At 57.8% G+C, this 18,744-nt stretch carries 16 protein-coding genes; 3 read left to right on the top strand and 13 right to left on the bottom strand.

The annotated features are described in order from the left end of the window. Window positions 1-17: 17 nt before the first annotated feature. The 4 genes from AACH73_RS00600 to AACH73_RS00585 form a co-directional block, all read right to left on the bottom strand. Window positions 18-2,243, bottom strand: coding sequence for a TonB-dependent receptor (locus AACH73_RS00600; protein WP_338735093.1), 2,226 nt, complete (start codon window positions 2,241-2,243; stop codon window positions 18-20). Window positions 2,244-2,480: 237 nt separating this feature from the next. Further along, window positions 2,481-3,155, bottom strand: coding sequence for a pentapeptide repeat-containing protein (locus AACH73_RS00595; RefSeq protein WP_338735092.1), 675 nt, complete (start codon window positions 3,153-3,155; stop codon window positions 2,481-2,483). Window positions 3,156-3,270: 115 nt separating this feature from the next. After that, a complete protein-coding gene (locus AACH73_RS00590) occupies window positions 3,271-4,188 on the bottom strand; it encodes a cell envelope integrity protein TolA (protein ID WP_338735091.1) in 918 nt (305 codons plus the stop codon). Beyond that, window positions 4,143-4,370, bottom strand: a complete 228-nt coding sequence (locus AACH73_RS00585; RefSeq protein ID WP_338735090.1) for a DUF6471 domain-containing protein — start codon at window positions 4,368-4,370, stop codon at window positions 4,143-4,145. Before AACH73_RS00585 ends, AACH73_RS00590 begins: the two co-directional genes overlap by 46 nt. Window positions 4,371-4,475: 105 nt before the next feature. Here AACH73_RS00585 and AACH73_RS00580 point away from each other — a divergent pair, with 105 nt between their 5' ends. Continuing rightward, window positions 4,476-5,435, top strand: coding sequence for an IS1595 family transposase (locus AACH73_RS00580; protein ID WP_338735089.1), 960 nt, complete (start codon window positions 4,476-4,478; stop codon window positions 5,433-5,435). A 54-nt stretch (window positions 5,436-5,489) separates the two neighbouring features. Beyond that, the gene (locus AACH73_RS00575) at window positions 5,490-5,882 is read left to right on the top strand and encodes a hypothetical protein (protein ID WP_338735088.1); all 393 of its coding nucleotides are present in this window, start codon (window positions 5,490-5,492) and stop codon (window positions 5,880-5,882) included. Between the two features lie 1,161 nt (window positions 5,883-7,043). Here the strand turns inward: AACH73_RS00575 and AACH73_RS00570 are convergent. The 5 genes from AACH73_RS00570 to rbfA form a co-directional block, all read right to left on the bottom strand. Next, window positions 7,044-7,382 carry a hypothetical protein gene (locus AACH73_RS00570; RefSeq protein ID WP_338735087.1) on the bottom strand — a complete coding sequence of 113 codons (339 nt, stop codon included), beginning with the start codon at window positions 7,380-7,382 and terminating at the stop codon, window positions 7,044-7,046. 207 nt (window positions 7,383-7,589) lie between these two features. Next, window positions 7,590-9,842, bottom strand: a complete 2,253-nt coding sequence (gene pnp, locus AACH73_RS00565; protein ID WP_272739801.1) for a polyribonucleotide nucleotidyltransferase — start codon at window positions 9,840-9,842, stop codon at window positions 7,590-7,592. Between the two features lie 247 nt (window positions 9,843-10,089). Then, complete coding sequence (rpsO, locus tag AACH73_RS00560; RefSeq protein WP_013477720.1) at window positions 10,090-10,359, bottom strand: 30S ribosomal protein S15; 270 nt, start codon at window positions 10,357-10,359, stop codon at window positions 10,090-10,092. Window positions 10,360-10,392: 33 nt separating this feature from the next. Further along, window positions 10,393-11,346, bottom strand: a complete 954-nt coding sequence (gene truB, locus AACH73_RS00555) for a tRNA pseudouridine(55) synthase TruB (RefSeq protein ID WP_338735086.1) — start codon at window positions 11,344-11,346, stop codon at window positions 10,393-10,395. Window positions 11,347-11,349: 3 nt separating this feature from the next. Next, window positions 11,350-11,820 (bottom strand): 30S ribosome-binding factor RbfA, encoded by a 471-nt coding sequence (rbfA, locus tag AACH73_RS00550; protein WP_338735085.1) that lies wholly within the window; start codon window positions 11,818-11,820, stop codon window positions 11,350-11,352. Between the two features lie 139 nt (window positions 11,821-11,959). Here rbfA and AACH73_RS00545 point away from each other — a divergent pair, with 139 nt between their 5' ends. After that, window positions 11,960-13,162, top strand: coding sequence for a DUF418 domain-containing protein (locus tag AACH73_RS00545; RefSeq protein ID WP_338735084.1), 1,203 nt, complete (start codon window positions 11,960-11,962; stop codon window positions 13,160-13,162). Window positions 13,163-13,235: 73 nt separating this feature from the next. Here AACH73_RS00545 and AACH73_RS00540 read toward each other — a convergent pair whose 3' ends face one another. The 4 genes from AACH73_RS00540 to infB all read right to left on the bottom strand — a co-directional run bounded on the left by AACH73_RS00540 (window position 13,236) and on the right by infB (window position 18,705). Next, on the bottom strand, window positions 13,236-13,916 hold the full coding sequence (locus tag AACH73_RS00540; RefSeq protein ID WP_338735083.1) for a hypothetical protein: 681 nt from the start codon (window positions 13,914-13,916) through the stop codon (window positions 13,236-13,238). 63 nt (window positions 13,917-13,979) lie between these two features. Further along, window positions 13,980-14,858 carry a formyltetrahydrofolate deformylase gene (purU, locus tag AACH73_RS00535; RefSeq protein WP_272739796.1) on the bottom strand — a complete coding sequence of 293 codons (879 nt, stop codon included), beginning with the start codon at window positions 14,856-14,858 and terminating at the stop codon, window positions 13,980-13,982. 56 nt (window positions 14,859-14,914) lie between these two features. Further along, window positions 14,915-15,376, bottom strand: coding sequence for a macro domain-containing protein (locus AACH73_RS00530; RefSeq protein ID WP_338735082.1), 462 nt, complete (start codon window positions 15,374-15,376; stop codon window positions 14,915-14,917). 125 nt (window positions 15,377-15,501) lie between these two features. Further along, window positions 15,502-18,705, bottom strand: a complete 3,204-nt coding sequence (gene infB / locus AACH73_RS00525) for a translation initiation factor IF-2 (RefSeq protein ID WP_338735081.1) — start codon at window positions 18,703-18,705, stop codon at window positions 15,502-15,504. Window positions 18,706-18,744: the final 39 nt, after the last annotated feature.

Raw genomic sequence — 18,744 nt, 5'->3', positions numbered from 1 at the left:
ACCCCGATAAATCCGGATTACATCCCGCCCGGACGCGGACCCATGCCCGGGCCGCCCATCATGCGCCACTGATTTTGTTGCGCATTGGCTGGGGTCGGACCACCAAAGGTGTAACGCAGACCTACATAGAAGACGCTTGCCTGCTGGCTGCGGGAAGATTCTGAATAGACCGTCTTAGTGTCCGTATAGCTCACCGACTTACCCGTATTCAGCGGGTCGCGCACCGTCACCGTCAGCGTCGCCTTTGGCGTCAGCTTGCGGGCATAGGTGATGTTCCCCATGCCAAAGGGCTCGGTATAGCCCTGGCCGGTCAGGGTCTTGCCGCGCGCAAAGAAGAAGGCTTGGAGCGTATCCTTCGGCGTAAGAGTGTAGGTGAAGTTCATGCGCCCATTGACCGAGTCCGCCTCCTGCGTGCCATTGGCGGGCGTGGTCAGCTCCGTGTGCGACACGTCCCCGCCCAGAGACAGGTTCAGCTTAGGCGTCACCTGTCCATTGACGTTGACTTCGACGCCACCGGCCGTGCTGGAGCCGCCGTTCTCCTGCGTCGTCAAAAGCACATTGCCGGTGATGAAGCGGCTCGTTTGCGTGATGACATCGTTGTTTTCGCGATAGTATCCGCGGATCTGATAATTGATCTTGGGCTTTGTCACCTCATAGCCCAGTTCGAATGAGTCCGTCTCCTGCGGCTTGAGGTCAGGATTGCCCTGGCTGACGTTCTGCGCATCGACATAGGTGATGGCCGCATTGAGCGCCTGCGGGTTCGGACGCTGCAGACGACGCGCATAGGAGAAGCGAAGCTTGGCGGTGTCCGATAGCAGATAAGTGGCGAAGAAGCTGGGGCTCACCTTAGTGTAATTTACGCTCGTCTGCGTACCGGTGTTGGCAAGGAAGGTGTCGAGATCGAGGTTTTCGACGCGCACACCGCCTAAAACGACCCACTTTTCACCAAACGGCTTTTGATAGGTGGCATAGGCCGCGCTCAGGGTCTGCTTATACTGGAAGCTATTGGACAGGAGCGTATTGCCAAGGCCATCCGCACCAATACCGGTCGATTCATTATTGACCGTATTGTCATCGCGCGTGATCTGGATACCGGTGGTCAGCTGATCGGTTCCCACCGGGCGGTTATAATCCACGCTGAACACGGCGCTGCTGAGGGCGCGCGATGACACTTTCGTATCTGTAGTCGTGGAGACAGTCGGGAGCGTGAAGTTGTTGATATTGACGTACTCGCTCGATCCTGTTGACCGACTGATACGCAAATCCGCCTTAAGCGTTTCGCCGGGCAGGTTACCCGTATGGCTCCAGGTCAAGGCGAGGCTTTGATCCGCACCCGGATTCTTAGAACGTGTCTCGTTCGTGAAGGCTCGGGTTGCTGCGCCCAGAGCATTATAGCTCGCCGTGACGCCCGTGCCTTCTGTTGTAAACTCACGCTTGTTATAGGTGACCTGAGCGCTGAGCGTATTGGTGTCGTCCAGATTATAGTCGATACCGGCATTGACGTTGAAGTTGGTGAAACCACCTGTACCGGAACCGTTTGAGTCCGTACGCGAAATGACATTGCCATTGGTGTCGCGATTAATCAGACGGCGCGTATTGCGGCCAAAACCACTTTCGTCGCGGTAGTTGATACCGCCGTTGACCGAAATCTTGCCCGCCGTGTAGCTACCATTGACACCGCCATTATATCGGCCATCGCCCACGGCGACATTGGCGGAACCGAAGCCACCTGGACGGCGGTTCTTGCGCATCACGAGGTTGATAATGCCACCGGTGCCTTCCGATGAGAACTGCGCACCAGGGTTGTTCATGACTTCAACCGACGAGATATCACCGCCCGACATCGCCTGAATGGCCCCGGCGCGATTGTCGCCCTGCATCATGGCTGAAGGCTTGCCATCGATATAGACTTGGACATTTGTGTTGCCGCGCAGAGCGACATTGCCATTGGCGTCGACCGTAACGCCCGGCACCTTGTTCAGCGTGTCCGCCGCCGTGCCGATGGCCGCATCGGCATTCTTGGTGTTATCATAGACCTGACGGTCAATTCGGTTCTGAGCCTTGGCCCCCGTGACGGTGATGGTGGTCGGCTCATCAGCCTTTTCAGGTGCCTTTTCCGGGGCCTTCTGTTCGGCGGGCTTTTCAGCGGTGGGCGCAGCCGTCTGTGCCGCGGCGGCAGATACAAGCAAAAACGAGGCGAGGACGGACAGGCTGGTGCCGGCAAGGCGCTTGGAAGAGGACATGTTGGGTGCTCTGAATATGTATGATCGGGACAAGCCCGCCGTCTTTATACGACGCAATGGCCCACCCCCGTTGCTTCCTCCATACATTATTTTGCAGATATGACCCGTTAAACGTTTGTAATTTTGGGTAATTTTTGGACGATTGTTGCAGACGCGAAATATATTTTCTTGGTTGGTAACAGGGATATAGGTTTTCAAAAGGCCTGCGACGGCTCGGAAACAAAAACGTCCGACAGTCTAACGCACCTTAAGCCCCAGTTCTGAAAGCAGTTCTGCGGCCTGGGCACGCGAAATGGTCGCGCCTTTGAACCGGCGCGCATCCTCCAGACGCACGCCACCAATATCCGTACCGCGCAGGTCCGCCCCTTCAAACCGGGCATGATCGAGCAACGCATCACGTAGGCTGCAGTCCTCAAACATCACCTGCCGAAAGTCGCAGCCCTGAAGGTCGGCATTGGTCAGATCAAGCGATTTGAGCGTCTGTTTGACAAAACCGATGCCCCTCAGGCGGGCATCATTGAGGCGGCAGTCTTCGAAACGGATATCGACATGTCGGCTATGGGTGAAATCCGCCCCGGTCAGTTTACAGCGGATAAAATGCGCCTGCGCCAGACCGGTCCCCTTGAACGGGGTGTTGTTGAAATCGCAAGCTATAAAGTGCGCCTCGGTCAGATCGGCAGACGTAAAATCGGCCTGCCCGCCCTTACAGGAAATAAAGTGCGCCTGCTCGAGCTTCGCCCCGCGAAACTTCGTCTTGCGCAGAATACAGTCTTCGAACACCCAGCCGTTCAGAATAAAATCGCTGAGGTCCAGTTCCTCCGCCTCGCAGCCGACCAGCCGTGTGGGCTCCCCCTTGTTGGCCAGAAGCAGGATCGCGCCCCGGTCGAGGATTTGCTCGCTGAGTGTATGCATGGGATAGCTTTAACGCTTTGCAGTCATTGGGTCGAGGGGCCTGTGGCCCCGTCGTCTTCATTCAAAAACGGTATTATGTAGCAAACACACCAAGCGGGAGGCATGAATGAGCCTCCTAGCTTTCGTATTCGCCATCCTCAAAATCGTGACCTGCTGGCAATTTCCTGAATTTTCTCCTATTTCGGTCATAACGGCGCGTGAAACCGGTTACGCGAATAGTTCCGTTTGCGTCTCTATAATGGACCGTTCCGTCATAAAACAACTCAGTATCACCATTGATAATAGATCGAAACAAGTATGGGCTAAACGAGTGATTTGTTGTCCACTCAATAAAAAATTGCTCTCCAGGAATTATAGCTCTTTGCTCATGGTCCTCGGTATCTGGCCCAAGATAATTTTGGAAGTCTCCGTTTTTTATGATAAAGCCCGCGCTAATGAGAAAAATATTGGCGTTAGTTTCTCCAAAATTTATCATAGTCACGTTGCAGGTCAGCGGGATGTTTGGCCCAAATTTGTCAAACTCGCAGGTATTAAACCTAAGGCGCGGTCGATGAGTCGCGATGTATTCCTTTCGCGCCAAATTAACGGCCTCAACGGTCGCTTCGGCACTCTTGTGGGACTCCCAAGCGGCCCAAGAGGCAGCAGCCAAGGTAAGCACAAGCGCGATGAAGTTGACAAACCCAAGCCAATAGTTACTTCGGGCGCTTTCAGCTGCGAGCCACTGCGCGCGAAGATCGCTTTCGGCGCGCTTTACGTTCTCACATTCAGCTTTTGCGCGGGCTGCTTCATCGGCATCGGCCTTATCTTCAATGGAGATTTTAAGGCGCGTTTTTGGCGATTGTTTTTCGGCGGAGTGATTCTCGCTATCAGCCTTTGGGGCCTTCTTTTGCTTACAGTCCCAAACGAAATTGTAGGTGAAGTTTTCTGGCTTTAAAATCGGCCTTGTCTGCCATGCAGCAAATATAAATGCGGCCAATATAGCAAGTGCTACAAATCCAAATGCAGCGTATTTGACCCGATCGCGCTTAGACATTGCAGGAGATATGCCGCCGTGAATTTGCCCCTAGAGAGCTTATTCCGCACGTTAACCTCTTTCTCGTCAACTCCGATTGCAGCGAGCTTGTCTACAAGCTGCGCGTAAGTAACGCCCTTGCGTTTTAATTCGGCCTTCAAAAGGTTTGCCGCCTTCATCTCCCAATCCGTTTTTTCGGCCATGGCGTAACGCTCCTGATTAAAAAAGTATCGTTTGCGATACATATGCCCTTGTCAGAGATACGTCAACGCACTATATACGATACATAGGTATCGGATATAATGACAATGGCTCAACATTTCCTCCTTTCCTCCGCCGCTCGCACCCTCTCGCTGGTGAAAGTGATGCGCCTGTCGGACGATCAAGCCTTTGAAGCGTTCAAGGCTATCCGTTGGAGCGACAACGGCGGGGAGCCCTATTGCCATAAGTGCGGCTGTGTCGCGGTTTACAAATACGCGACCCGCAAGGTTTTCAAGTGCAAGGCTTGCAACGCTCAATTCAGCGTCACGTCCGGGACGATCTTTGCCAGCCACAAACTGTCACTGCGCGACATCCTGTCCGCTATCGCCATCTTCACCAATGGCGCTAAGGGCTATTCAGCGCTTCAACTGAGCCGTGATCTGGACGTGCAGTACAAGACGGCCTTTGTGATGGCTCACAAGCTGCGTGAGGCCATGGGCGCGGCTTCTGATCGTTCTAAGCTGGACGGCCAGGTTGAGGTAGACGGCGCGTACTTTGGTGGCTACGTGAAGCCCGCCAATGAGAAGGAAAACCGCCGCGACCGTCGCAAGACCGCTAATCAATCGGGCAAGCGTCAAGTCGTCGTTATCATGCGCGAGCGTGATGGCCGTGCCATGCCATTCGTCACCAAGTCAGAGGCGCATGGCGTGAGTTTGGTGGCCGCTAATGTGGATCAAGGCGCGACGGTTCATGCCGACGAGGCGACCCACTGGGATAACCTGTCTACTCGCTTCATGACGAAGCGTATCAACCACAGTGACGCCTATTCACTGGACGGCGCTTGCACTAACCAAGCCGAAAGCTATTTTAGCCGCCTACGTCGCGCCGAGACGGGAACTCACCATCATATCGCCGGTAAATACCTTTCGGCCTATGCAAACGAAATGGCGTGGCGCGAGAACTTCCGTCGCGTGTCCAATGGTGAGCAATTTATGATGATTGTTGGCGCGGCGACTGCGCAACCTGTGTCGCGTCAATGGAAAGGCTATTGGCAACGCGGGTATTAAGAGAAGCCTACGTTACAGTTTGAAATCGGATCAACTTGCGGTATTCACTAAACGATGCATCCCCGTGACTGGAAAAAATTCTTCGACCAAGGCTATGACCGGGAAATAAGACCCGTTCAGGTACCACTGCCGATTGTGAATTATTTGGGGGCAAGCTCACGCAACCTGATTGTGCACCATAGTTATGTTTTCAAGGCTCTCAATAAGCATGATATACCATTTGAACAGTTTCCCATGATTTTTGAAACTGTTGATCATGGAACGGCGATAAAAGACAAGCCGCGACATGTTACATTTTTCCATTTCGACAAAACGGAGTGGAATAGGTGGTTTCAAGTGACCATAAAAGTTGCGGGGGAAAATCGAGACCTCTATCTTTGCACATTCTACAAAACAAAAGAAACTGAAGTGCGCAGGCGTATGAAAAACGCAGAGATTATAAAATAGAAAGGGCGGCACTAGGCCGCCCTTTATTACGCAGTGGGGACTCCAAAATCCCCCCACATGGCACCCCAATTTTATCAAAAAAGGGGGTTACGGCATGGAGTTTCACCGTGTCATGCGCACCGTCAACTTATTGCACGAAGAGATGATTCGCAAGCGCGAATCTTCCTCACGGACTCCGTTCTGTCGTGGAGTCAAGAGAAAAAGATAAGAACACGCATGCATTGCGTTTTTAAATGCTCGAATAAACAAAGCTTTATATGGTTAACCAGACCAAAACCTACCCTTGTAATTCCCCAACCGCGCGACCTCGGACACGACGTCCTCAATGCGTAGGTTTTTCAGAATAGCCCCTGTCCGCTTACGCAGGATAACCAACGTCGCCTCTCGTGCGTAAAGACCCCTGTAGGCAACCCAAACCTCTGTGATGTCCCGGCTTGGAATGCGCGCTGTGGTGTCTCTGTTTCCGTGACGCGCGTATCGCATGAAGAGGGCTACCAGACCTTGCGGGGTTCCCATAGCACTGTGCGCGTCCCGGCCTGCTGTTCAGGGCAGGAAGGGACAATTCGTTATGTCACCGAGGGTTGTTACAAGCAATAAAAAACGCCGCTCCATTTCTGAAGCGGCGCAGCCGATACAAATTAAAAAGGCAGAGGCAAAGTATCATCGGGCGGGGCGTCGGGATGTCTTTTTCCGGTAAGCACTTCCGACACACGTCCCTGATTAATGCCAAGTAATGCGGCAATTTGGTGCTGATAAAGTCCTTGGCTGATCCTCAAAAACCTAATCTTAGAGGCCATTTCAGGATTTACGTGGGGGGATGGTTCTCTTTCCATGAGAATCGCTCCTGCTCAAAGTGGCAGGGGCTTGACAACGCGTGCCTAGAGAAAGAGAATCTCTCGGCGAAAGCTGGTGCGCCCGCAGCCCCTGAGCTGGTTGCGGAGTGTTTCCAAAAAAGGCACCGAGGATTAGGTCCCTCGGTGCCTTTTCCGATTCGGAGAACACCGTCACTTACAAGCATCGCGATTCCCCATGCGAATTGCAAGTGATTCTTTTCGCTGAACTATTTGAAAGAGAATCTTTTTGAAGCAGTTATAGATGGTTCACTCGCCAAATCTTCCGCTTGCCGATTTCTCCTATTTGCTCAACCTTGGTGCGCTCGTATCAAACAGGATCAATGTCTTTGATCAAGCGCCACATTTTCCGCTTTCCCATCTCCCCTACCTGAACAACCACGCCCTTTGTGCGCAGTTTGCACAACGCTGATCGGACGCGGCGGCGCAGATCGTTGCGAATTTCGGGATTGGTGATGAGGCCCTTGTGGTTTGCCCATGAGGCAACGATTTCCGGCACCGTAACAGGCCCGCTGGCCTCCCGTAGGTAAGACACCATGAAGCGATAGCGCTCGGTGACGTATCCGCGCTTCCGCTTCCTCGACTGGCTGTTTTCAAAGATGCTGATGGACGCGTCTATCGTCCTGATTTGCTTGGCCAGCAAAGCCATCTGCCTCCGCAACTCTTTGCGCTTCGCTATCAAGCCAGAGATTACATTCGGTCTTTCCATGACCGGAACATAACCGTAGACGCACGTTAAAACATGACATTTGTTGGTGTATTTGCTACATAATACCGTTCAAAAAGAAAAGGCGGCCCCAAACGGGACCGCCCTTTACTTTGCCTAAGGCAAGGGGGCACAGCCCCCTTGACCCGATTAGTCGCGGCGGGGACGACGCGAGCGGCGCGGACGGTCACCGCCCGAACGCTCTTCGCCACCCTCATCGCCGTCAGCTTCCGGCGCTTCGCCTGAAGCCGCGCGGGCCTCGTCACGGGCAGCCTTTTCGGCAGCCAGCTTTTCGGTGAGGTCTTCGCCGGTTTCCTGATCGACGACCTTCATCGACAGCTTGGTCTTGCCGCGATCGTCAAAGCCCAGGAACTTCACCTTCACTTCGTCGCCTTCGCTCAGGACGTCCGAGGTCTTGGCGACCTTTTCGTTCTTGATCTGCGAGATGTGGACGAGGCCATCCTTAGCACCGAAGAAGTTCACGAACGCGCCGAAATCGACGACCTTCACGACCTTGCCCTTATAGATGGCGCCGATTTCCGGCTCCGAAGCGATGGACTTGATCCAGTCGCGGGCCGCATCGATCTTCGACTGTTCGGAAGCCGCGATCTTTATGGTGCCGTCTTCGCCGATGTCGATCTTGGCACCGGTCTTCTCCACGATTTCGCGGATGACCTTACCACCCGACCCGATGACTTCACGGATCTTGTCGGTCGCGATCTTGATCGTCTCGATCTTCGGCGCAAATTCACCCAGCTCTTCGCGGGCGCCCGAAATAGCCTTGTTCATTTCACCGAGGATGTGCAGACGGCCTTCATTGGCCTGACGCAGCGCCTTGGTCATGATCTCTTCGGTGATGCCCGGGACCTTGATGTCCATTTGCAGCGAGGTGATACCGAGCTCGGTACCGGCCACCTTGAAGTCCATGTCGCCGAGGTGGTCTTCGTCACCCAGAATGTCCGACAGAACCGCATAGCCGTCCTTTTCGAGGATCAGACCCATGGCGATACCCGACACCGGACGCTTCAGCGGCACGCCGGCGTCCATCAGAGACAGCGAGGTGCCGCAGACGGTGGCCATTGAGGACGAGCCGTTCGACTCGGTGATCTCGGAAACGACACGCAGGGTGTAGGGGAATTCTTCCGCCGACGGCAGCATCGGACGGATGGCACGCCACGCCAGCTTGCCGTGGCCGATTTCGCGGCGGCCAGGCGAGCCCATGCGGCCCGCTTCACCCACCGAGTACGGAGGGAAGTTGTAGTGCAGCAGGAAGCGTTCCTTATAGGTGCCTTCCAGCGCGTCGATGAACTGCTCGTCTTCGCCGGTGCCGAGTGTGGCCACGACCAGAGCCTGAGTCTCACCACGGGTGAACAGGGCCGAACCGTGGGTGCGCGGCAGGACGCCGACTTCCGACACGATCTGACGGACCTTATCGACGGCACGACCGTCCACGCGCTTGCCGTGGTCGATGATGTCACGGCGCAGGACGTCGGCTTCACATTCCTTGAAGGCCGAACCGAAGACGGCGGCTTCGACGCCTTCCGGGTTCTCTTCGGACTTCACCAGAACAGCCGCGGCCTTCTTCTTGGCTTCGCCGACAGCGGCGTGACGCTCGTGCTTACCCTTATGGGCGTAGGCAGCGATGATGTCGGAACCTACCAGTTCCTTGATCTTGGCCACAACGTCCGAGAAGTCTTCGGCTTCGAATTCAAACGGTTCCTTGGCGGCGTGTTCCGCCAGCTCGATGATGGCGTCGATGACCGGCTGCATACCGGCATGGGCGAACATCAGCGCGCCGAGCATCTTGTCTTCGGACAGTTCCTGCGCTTCGGACTCGACCATCATCAGGGCGTCCTGCGTACCAGCGACCACGAGGTCGAGCGCGCTTTGCTTCATCTGATCCAGAGTCGGGTTCAGGACATATTCGTCATCGATGACGCCGACGCGGGCGCCGCCGATCGGGCCCATGAAGGGCACGCCCGACAGGGTCAAGGCCGCGGAGGCGGCGACCATGCCGAGGATGTCCGGATCGTTTTCCATGTCGTGCGACAGCACGGTCACGACGACCTGAACCTCGTTCTTGAAACCCTTGACGAACAGGGGGCGGATCGGACGGTCGATCAGGCGCGAAACGAGCGTTTCTTTTTCGCTCGGGCGACCTTCACGTTTGAAGTAGCCGCCCGGAATCTTGCCGGCGGCGAAGGTCTTTTCCTGATAGTTGACCGTCAGGGGGAAGAAGTCCTGACCCGGCTTCGGCGCGCGGGCATAAACCACGGTCGCCAGCACGGTGGTCTCACCGTAAGTAGCCAGCACGGCGGCGTCCGCCTGACGGGCGATACGACCGGTTTCGAGCGTCAGTTTGCGCCCGGCCCACTCGATGGTTTTTCTCTTGATGTCAAACATGTGTGTCTTTCTGTCACCCGGCAGGCCCATTCCTGACGGGGTGGCTGAAGGGTGGCGGCCTGACTGGGCGGCGACCCGGTGTAAGGAAGGGCGAATCCCTTCCCGAAAACGTCTGCCGTATCATCCGGCAAACCTATATCTGTCCCGATTTGATGGGACCGTCACGCGAATTCTATGCCCGGATCGCGTTCCGGGTATCCATAATACAATCAGGGCCTGACGTTGCGTCAGGCCCTGAGAGATAGTCTTAGCGACGCAGACCCAGGGTCTCGACGATCGCCGTGTAACGGGCGGTGTCGGTGGCCTTGAGATAGTCCAGCAGGCGGCGGCGTTGCGACACCAGCTTCAGAAGGCCACGACGGGAGTGGTTGTCCTTCTTGTGCGTCTTGAAGTGCTCGGTCAGGTTGGCAATGCGCTCCGACAGGATGGCGATTTGCACTTCGGACCCACCCGTATCGTTTTCCGAACGGGCGTGGGTCTTGATCAGTTCAGCTTTACGCTCAAGCGTGATCGACATCGGGGTCTCCTTTCACGGACAAGGTCCGCAGGGTTACAGGTTGATAAGGCGTGTGGGGTAAAATTGCCCCAGCCGCAATTCGCCCAGGGCAACGATGTCTCCGTCCCGGTGCGCCCAAAGGGTACGCCCGTGCTCCGATTTTCCCGATTTTGACCGGATTTTCAGAGCGTCTTCCGCCGTTTGCGTGCGGGAGAAGGACAGGGGAATTTCGCGACCCTGTTTGAGCCTTGTGGCCTCGTCTTCCGTCACAGGCAGGGCCGGGATGTCGTCCAGCGCCGTCTCTACGGGAAGCAAAGCGTCCAAAGCGGCGTCTCTATGCCTCAAATCCTCTAACTTATCCACCCCTGCGGACAAATTAATGTCGAAGCCGCCGACGCGCTCACGGCGCAGTGCGCTGACAACGCCCAGCACGCCCAACTCCAACGCGAGGTCGCGCGCAATGGCCCGCACATAGGTGCCCTTGCCGCAATGGAGGCGAAACTCGGCCTCATCGGCGGAGAGAATACGCTCCAGAGTGAGGTCGTGCACGACCACCGGCCGCGCCTCCAGCTCGACTTCCACACCTTCGCGCGCCAGATCATAGGCGCGCTGCCCATCGACCTTGATCGCCGAAAAGGCGGGCGGGGCCTGTTCGATCTCGCCGATGAACTGCGGCAGGACTTCGCGGATTTCCGCCTCGGTCGGGCGCAGATCGTCCTGTTCAAGGATCTCACCTTCGAGGTCGAAGCTGGCCGTGCGCTGCCCCCAGCGAACCGTGAAACGATAGACCTTGTCCGCTTCCATCAGATAGGGGACGGTCTTGGTCGCCTCACCCAGCGCGATGGGCAAGATGCCCGACGCCATCGGGTCCAGAGTACCGGCGTGCCCGGCCTTTTGCGCATTAAACAGACGCCGCACGAAGCTCACGGCCTGAGTCGAGCCCATCCCTACGGGCTTGTCCAGACAGACCCAGCCATTGACCAGATCACCTTTTTTCTTACGTGCCAAGGCCTAGTCCTCGTCCTCATCCTCGTGACGCGGATCGTTTCTCAGGTCTCTGGCCACGTCCGGACGCATGAACAGGGCGTCGATTCGCGCCGCCTCATTGAAGCTTTCGTCATGCAGGAACCGTAAGTCCGGCGTAAACTTCATATCGATCATGCGCCCCAGAATCCCGCGCAGGAACTTGGCGTGACGGTTGAGCGCCTCAATCGCCGGAGCGATCTTGTCCTTTGAGATAGTCACGCCCCCGAGACCAGCCCCCAGCGGTTCCACAAACACCGTGGCGTGGCGCAGGTCCGGCGAACAGCGGACTTCGGTAATGGTGATCGAAACCCCCTGCAGGGCATCGTCGTGCAGTTCTTCTTCGCGTAGGATTTCAACCAGCGCGTGACGGACCAGTTCGCCGGCGCGCAACTGGCGCTGGCTTGGTCCCTGAGCCTCGGCCTTATGACCGCGGGTTTTATCGGAGTGTCTTTTCATCCGCCCCCTATAAGCCTTTTTGACAGATTTTCCATGAGATTCTGCACGTAAGAGGCACGCTTGCCAGCTTAGGATAACGTTGTCTATAGTCCCCCTATAAGGCCCGATCACAGAGCGGGCCAGCCAGGGAGATAACAGTATGGCCACCCCCGAGAGCGTCCCTTCCGCGCCGCAGCGTCTTGAAGGGCTTGATGCCCTGCGCGGTTTTGCGCTGTTTGGTCTGTTCATGGTGCATGTGCCGGAACTGTTTGAGCTCTACTGGGCACACCCGGTCACTGATCCGGCACAGCTTATGTGGCACAACGTCATCTTCACCCTGTTTGGTGGCAAGGCCTTTGCGCTGATGGCCCTGTGCTTCGGCGTCTCTTTCTTCATCATCATGGACAATTCGGCGCGTAAGGGCGTCGATTTCACCGGACGCTTTCTCTGGCGGCTGGCGGTGCTGCTGATCATCGGCCTGCTGCATGGGCTGTGGTATCGCGGCGATATACTGGAGGTTCTGGCGCTTATGGGCGTGCTGCTGGTCCCCTTCTATCGACTGAAATCCACCGCTCTGATCGCCACCATCGGCGTGATCTGTCTTCTTCAGCCTTTGATGTGGATTCAGTTGGGGGCCGCGCTAAGCGGGGCCGACTGGGCCAATCGCCCGTTCGGTTATTGGGGCGGAACGATCCCCGATGCCTATTTGACCGGCAAGAGCCTCCTTGAGACCGTGCGTCAGAATTGGGTGGACGGCCATCCGTTCAAGTGGATGTTCATGTACGAATCTGGCCGCCTGAGCCAGATACTGGGCCTGTCGCTCATCGGCCTCTGTCTGGGGCGTATCGGCTTTTTCAGTCAGCCGGAACGCTTCGGGCGGGTGCGCCTGATCGGTCTTCTCGTGTCGCTAATCGCCGCCCTTATTCTGTGGCATAGTCAGGGCCTGATCAGTGGTCTGATCCCGGTAACCGGGGCGTCGCGTATGCCCAATGCCCTGTGGTCCGGTATCTGGTCCAGTTTGACAGATCTCAGCATCATGCTGACCCTTATGTTCGGGTTCCTCAGCCTCTATTACGGCCCGCTGCATCGTTGGCTGAACGCCTTTGCCGCCCCCGGCCGCATGACGCTCAGCCTCTATGTAGGGCAGTCACTGGTCTTCGTGCCGGTCTTCTACAGCTTCGGTCTGGGGCTACACGCTACGATGAGCCAGTCGGAAGCGGTCGTGCTCGGCCTCGTTGCATTTACGGCGCAGATGGGTCTGGCGCACCTGTGGTTCCGCCATTTCCACTATGGCCCGCTGGAATGGATATGGCGGGCGGCGACCTATCTGACTCTCAAAGTACCTTTCAAACGCAAGACTTAGATCACCGCTTTTTTGTTGCGCTAACGCTTCGCTCTTTGAGCGCGGGCGACTTACCTGACGCTTAAAGTCCCGTTCAGCCCCGCGAAATAAAGGCATTGAGCGGCACATAAAGACCCAGCCGGTTCCACGATGCTGCCTGCATCAGGGTGCGCAGCCAGTTAACATAGGCCTGCGCCATGGCAAACGACAACTGGTAATAAGCCATAACCATCCGCGAAACGGCGTCATTGACCTCATAGCCGACGACGATATCGGCCTCATCGGCGGGCGTCTCCGCAACTGGCTGAAAGCGGATTGGCGGCGTTTCGACCGGAGCGACAAACCCATCCAGCGCATGGGCAATATAGGCGTTCAGGCCCGCACCGTCATAAACGTGCGCGGCCGCCTCATCCTGCACATGGCGTCCGGCATCGTTGGCGTAATAGCTGAGGATGGCCTGACAGACCGCCACATCATAGCAGTACTGACGCCGCCCCTGATAGGTCAGGACCGAATGGGCGGCGGCGCGTTCTTCGTTCATCTCGGACAGTCGCGTCTTGATCGCCCGGATGCGCGGTTTATCGCTGTCCCAGTCACGGCTGATGGTGCCGATATGGGCGTTTTGCACGCCGCACAGTCGCGCCAGCCCCCGCTGCGTCAGGTACAGCGCCCCATCGCTCAGGCGTCCCATGCCGACGCCCGTCACCTCGGCGTATTGCACGATATAAAGGTTCGAAACCGGCGCTTTCGTCCGTTTCCGCTTGGCCGCTGACATGGTGTTTTTCCCCGATCCGTTGACTAACATTGCAACGCGGTCGGGCGTTTCGCAAGCGCGAAATCAGCTAAAAACGATGGTCTTGCCGCCGTTGATGATGACACGGCGCTCAGCGTGCCAGGTCACGGCGCGTGCCAGTACGCGGGCCTCGATATCTTGACCAATCGCCACCAATTGCTCCGGTGTGAGGCCATGGTGCACACGCTGCACGTCCTGCTCGATGATCGGCCCTTCATCGAGGTCCGACGTGACATAGTGCGCCGTCGCCCCGATGATTTTCACCCCGCGCTGATGCGCCTGATGATAAGGCTTAGCCCCTTTGAATGAGGGCAGGAAGGAGTGGTGGATATTGATGCAGCGACCTTCTAAGCGGCGCGAAAACGCATCGGACAGGATTTGCATGTAACGCGCCAGAACGACCAGATCGGCCTGATGGGTTTCGATAAGGCTGAGGAACTGCGCCTCCTGCTCGGCCTTGGTGTCTTTGGTGATAGGCAGGTGCACAAAGGGCAGGCCATTCCATTCGACAAACGAACGCATGTCTTCATGGTTCGAGACGACGGCGGCGATTTCCACTGGCAACAGGCCCGACCGCCAACGGTGCAGCAGTTCGTACAGACAGTGACCAAACTTCGACACGGCAATGATAGCACGCGGGCGAACGCTCAGATTATGGATATCCCATTCCATGCTGAAGCGATGGGCAATGGGTTTGAACCCTTCGCGCAGGATCGACATGGGCGGCATCCGCGCGCCGGCCTGTTTGAAGACCACCCGCACATAGAACATGTCACCCTGACTGTCGTTGAACTGATTCGACTCGACAATGGAGATGTCGTTGTCGTTCAGATAGCCAGAGACCGCCGCGACGATACCGCGCGTGTCCGGGCATTTGATGATCAGAACGTAATGGGACGGGTCGAAAAAGGTCGTATCGGGCATGATCCGCCTATAGCAGGCAAATCTTTCAGAAAGTCAAAGGTTTCAAATGAAAGAAGCTACAGCGAGTAGACTATCGGCTGAAACGCCGACGCCTCGGACTCTATTATCTCTGCAATTACGTGCCAGTCGCCATTAGCAAGACCCGCGCCTATTTTCGGGAAGGCGACTGACGGCGGCGTGTGCCGCTTCTGCGCCCAGTCGTTAATCTCGCTTAATACCCGGCGTACGGCATCGTAACTCACATAAACCGTATTCGGATCACGTCCGAAAAACTCCTGAGTTATAGCGTTGATGACTGTACGACCGTCCCTGCAATCAACCCATATCGATTGCCCCAGCTCAAGCCGGTTTCCTTGGGCTTCGTAAGTCGCACGATATAGAGAAAAGGCTTCAGGGTAGATTTTCTTGATAGCCGTAGCGATGCCCGCACCCATTTTCCCTTGCGCGTTACAGCCGTGGCAAATAACCCGTTCTGGCGCTTTCAGAAGGTCACCTTGCCTATAGATAATGGCGGGCATAGCTGGTCTTTCATAAGGCGTGGGGTCACGGACCCCACATCACATGACGGATCAGAGACAAGCTAAACTCAACCCCTAAAAAGCATTTGGCCCGGCAGTGCGCCGGGCCAAACACTTTTAACAGATTAAAGCGTCCGCTTGATCTCTTCGACCGTGAAGCATTCGATGAAGTCGCCCTTCTTGATGTCCTGGAACGGACCGAAGGACATACCGCATTCCTGACCGACCACGACCGAGTTAACCTCGTCCTTGAAGCGCTTGAGCGTGGTGAGAACGCCCATTTCCTGAATGACGACGTCGTCGCGCAGGATACGCACGCGCGCACCCTTTTCGACGCGACCTTCGGTGACGCGGCACCCGGCAACCTTGCCGACCTTGGTGATGTCGAACACTTCGAGCACTTCCGCGTTGCCGAGGAAGGTTTCGCGCTGGATCGGAGCCAACATGCCCGACAGCACGCCCTTAATGTCGTCGATCAGGTCGTAAATGATCGCGTAGTAGCGGATTTCGACGCCTTCGCGTTCGGCCAGATCACGCGCCTGCTTGGAGGCACGGACGTTGAAACCGATGATGGGCGAATTGGACCCCTTGGCCAGTTGCACGTCCGACTCGGTGATACCGCCAGCACCCGAATGGATGATCCGCGCGCGAACCTCTTCGTTGCCAACCTTTTCCAGCGAGCCGATAATGGCTTCGGCCGAACCCTGCACGTCCGCTTTGACGATAAGCTGAAGCTCTTTGACCTTGTTGTCCTTGAGCTTCGACATCATGTCCGACAGCGACACGCCCACCGGAGCCACCATCTTTTCACGCTTCACGCGCTGACGGTACTCGGTGATTTCGCGGGCACGGGCGTCGTTTTCGACCACAGCGAAGGCTTCGCCCGGATCAGGGGCCTGATCGAGGCCGAGGATTTCCACCGGCTGCGACGGACCCGCTTCGGGCAGTTGCGCATTGCGTTCGTCGATGAGCGCGCGCACGCGGCCCCAGGCACCCCCGGCCACGATGATGTCGCCGCGCTTCAGCGTACCGCGCTTGACCAGAACCGTGGCCACAGGACCGCGACCCTTGTCGAGCTTGGCCTCAATCACCACGCCTTCGGCGGTACGGTCCGGATTGGCCCGCAGGTCCAACACTTCGGCCTGAAGCAGGATGGCTTCGACCAGATTGTCGAGACCCATGCCGGTCTTGGCCGACACTTCAACGATTTGGGTTTCACCGCCCAGCGCTTCGACGACGACTTCGTGTTGCAGAAGTTCGTTGATGACGCGCTGCGGATTGGCTTCGTGCTTGTCCATCTTGTTGACGGCCACGATGATCGGCGTCTTGGCCGCGCGGGCGTGGTTGATGGCTTCGATGGTCTGCGGCATGACGCCGTCATCCGCCGCCACGACCAGCACCACGATATCCGTCACATTGGCACCGCGCGCACGCATGGCCGAGAAGGCCGCGTGACCCGGCGTGTCGAGGAAGGTGATACGCTCGCCCGACGGCACCTTGATCTGATAGGCACCGATGTGCTGGGTGATGCCACCGGCTTCACCGGCGGCCACATCTTCCTTACGCAACGCATCGAGCAGCGAGGTCTTTCCGTGGTCAACGTGACCCATGACGGCCACGACCGGCGGGCGCACCACCGTATCGTCGTCATGGTCGGCGGCGTCAATAAAGCCTTCGAGGACGTCCGCTTCAGAGACGCGCTTCACATTGTGACCGAATTCCGTGGCCACCAGCTCGGCGGTATCGGAGTCGATCACGTCGTTGATCTTGAGCATCATCCCCTGCTTCATCAGCATCTTGATGATGTCCACGGCGCGCACGGCCATACGGTTCGACAATTCCTGAACCGTGATAACATCCGGAATGACCACGTCACGCGACACGCGTGCCTGCTCGGTGGTGACGCCCTTGCGCTTTTCACGTTCACGCTCACGGGCCCGGCGAACCGAGGCCAGCGAACGCATGCGATCGGCGGCGCCTTCGTCGTCACCCACAACGGCTTGCAGGGTCAGGCGGCCTTCGCGGCGCTTGGGCTCACCACGGGTTTGCGAGACGGCCTTGGTCGGCGCACCGGCCTTGCCGCCGCGGCGGCCACGATCGTCATCGTCCCCGGTACGGGCGCGAACGTCACCCGGCTTACCGGCGGGCGAGCCACGCGAAGAGCGTATACGATCGACTTCCGATACAGCCGGAGCGTTCGGGGCCACACCGGCCGGACCACGCGGCGGACGCGGGGAATTAGCCGAATAGCGGACGGTTTCACCGGCCGGACGCGGACCACGATCGCCCTGCGGACGGTTCGGATCTCTGGGTCCACGGTCACCCTGGGGACGATTGCCATCACGATTAAACGGCGGGCGATCGCCTTGCGGACGGTCGCCACGCGGCGTGCGCTCGCCATAGTTGGGACGATCGCCCTGGGTGCGATTGCCATCACGGTTGAACGGCGGACGATCGCCTTGCGGGCGGTCGCCGCGGGGACGATCTCCGTACTGACCCTGAGGCCGGTCACCTTGCGGACGATCACCGCGGGGACGATCGCCATACTGTCCTTGCGGGCGGTCGCCCTGCGGACGGTTACCATCACGGTTGAACGGCGGACGATCGCCTTGCGGGCGGTCGCCGCGGGGACGATCACCATACTGACCCTGCGGACGGTCGCCTTGCGGACGATCGGAGCGGGGCGCGCGATCATCACGGAAGCCATCGCGACGGTCTTCGCGCGGCGCACGCTGGGCCGGACGCGACAGAGCTTCTTCAATGGGGCTGCGACGCGGGGCTTCGGCCTGAACCGGAGCAGGCGCCTGCGGGGCTGGCTCGGACGGCGCGGCAGCGGGGGCGGGCGCTTCGGACTTCGGTGTGGCTTCGGCTGCCGCCGCACGGCGGGCTGCCTCTTCGCGGGCGCGCTGTTCGGCCTGACGGCGGGCTTCGGCTTCGCGGCGTTCCTGATCAACGCGCGCCTGCTCCAGCACGCGGGCTCGACGCTCCAGCTCATCCTGACGCAGACCGCCCGAATTGCCACCCGATGGTGCCGGACGGGGTGCAGACGGAGAACCCTGCGGGGCAGCCGGACGCGGGCGCGCCAGATTTTCACCACCGGAACGCTGCGCGCCACTGGTGCCCTGAGCCCCACCCGAAGGCGCACCTTGCGGAGGCGTGCCGATGCGGCGCTTGGTTTCAACCACCACCGTCTTGGAACGGCCATGGCTGAAGCTCTGCTTCACGGTGCCGGTGGACACATTGCCACCGACGCGCGGCTTCAGGCTCAGCGGAGCGCGGGTATTATCGCCTTTGGGGGCTTCGGGTTTATCGTCTTTCGGATCGCTCATTCAGCTCGCAACATACACATGATGAAACCGGCATTCCGG

The sequence above is a fragment of the Asticcacaulis sp. DW145 genome (assembly GCF_037101385.1).
Lineage (GTDB): Bacteria > Pseudomonadota > Alphaproteobacteria > Caulobacterales > Caulobacteraceae > Asticcacaulis > Asticcacaulis currens.
The sequence above is the reverse complement of the archived record's forward strand: the minus strand, read 5'-3'. Positions and strand labels throughout refer to the sequence as shown.

Bases quoted from the DNA above. Each gene is read 5' to 3' on its own strand.
- AACH73_RS00600 (WP_338735093.1), bottom strand. From the start codon at position 2,243: ATGTCCTCTTCCAAGCGCCTTGCCGGCACCAGCCTGTCCGTCCTCGCC.
- AACH73_RS00595 (WP_338735092.1), bottom strand. From the start codon at position 3,155: ATGCATACACTCAGCGAGCAAATCCTCGACCGGGGCGCGATCCTGCTT.
- AACH73_RS00590 (WP_338735091.1), bottom strand. From the start codon at position 4,188: ATGTCTAAGCGCGATCGGGTCAAATACGCTGCATTTGGATTTGTAGCA.
- AACH73_RS00585 (WP_338735090.1), bottom strand. From the start codon at position 4,370: ATGGCCGAAAAAACGGATTGGGAGATGAAGGCGGCAAACCTTTTGAAG.
- AACH73_RS00580 (WP_338735089.1), top strand. From the start codon at position 4,476: ATGGCTCAACATTTCCTCCTTTCCTCCGCCGCTCGCACCCTCTCGCTG.
- AACH73_RS00575 (WP_338735088.1), top strand. From the start codon at position 5,490: ATGCATCCCCGTGACTGGAAAAAATTCTTCGACCAAGGCTATGACCGG.
- AACH73_RS00570 (WP_338735087.1), bottom strand. From the start codon at position 7,382: ATGGCTTTGCTGGCCAAGCAAATCAGGACGATAGACGCGTCCATCAGC.
- pnp (WP_272739801.1), bottom strand. From the start codon at position 9,842: ATGTTTGACATCAAGAGAAAAACCATCGAGTGGGCCGGGCGCAAACTG.
- rpsO (WP_013477720.1), bottom strand. From the start codon at position 10,359: ATGTCGATCACGCTTGAGCGTAAAGCTGAACTGATCAAGACCCACGCC.
- rbfA (WP_338735085.1), bottom strand. From the start codon at position 11,820: ATGAAAAGACACTCCGATAAAACCCGCGGTCATAAGGCCGAGGCTCAG.
- AACH73_RS00545 (WP_338735084.1), top strand. From the start codon at position 11,960: ATGGCCACCCCCGAGAGCGTCCCTTCCGCGCCGCAGCGTCTTGAAGGG.
- AACH73_RS00540 (WP_338735083.1), bottom strand. From the start codon at position 13,916: ATGTCAGCGGCCAAGCGGAAACGGACGAAAGCGCCGGTTTCGAACCTT.
- purU (WP_272739796.1), bottom strand. From the start codon at position 14,858: ATGCCCGATACGACCTTTTTCGACCCGTCCCATTACGTTCTGATCATC.
- AACH73_RS00530 (WP_338735082.1), bottom strand. From the start codon at position 15,376: ATGCCCGCCATTATCTATAGGCAAGGTGACCTTCTGAAAGCGCCAGAA.
- infB (WP_338735081.1), bottom strand. From the start codon at position 18,705: ATGAGCGATCCGAAAGACGATAAACCCGAAGCCCCCAAAGGCGATAAT.